1 protein-coding gene is annotated in these 207 nt (G+C 55.6%); it reads right to left on the reverse strand.

All coding sequences use genetic code 11. The features are described 5' to 3' along the window. Positions 1-161 (reverse strand): FeoC-like transcriptional regulator (locus tag M975_RS22105; protein WP_064562026.1); only part of this gene is annotated, 161 nt, incomplete at its 3' end. Positions 162-207: the final 46 nt, after the last annotated feature.

The following is a 207-nucleotide window of genomic DNA, read 5'->3' on the forward strand; positions in this document are numbered from 1 at the left end:
CTCGGGTCTTCGGTGATACGCATTGCTTTGCCCATCGCTTCAAGGCGGCTCAGCATTGCATTCACCAATGGCAACGGCGTGGCGAGCTGTTGGCTAATTTGCGTGGCATCCATGCGCCCTTGTAGCGCCAGTGCATCACGAATCTCAATTAAGCTCGCCATACCTTCTCCTTAGTGGCAATCGCCAGCGGTGCTTTTACAGCAGGCC

Source organism: Buttiauxella brennerae ATCC 51605 (assembly GCF_001654925.1).
Taxonomy (GTDB): domain Bacteria; phylum Pseudomonadota; class Gammaproteobacteria; order Enterobacterales; family Enterobacteriaceae; genus Buttiauxella; species Buttiauxella brennerae.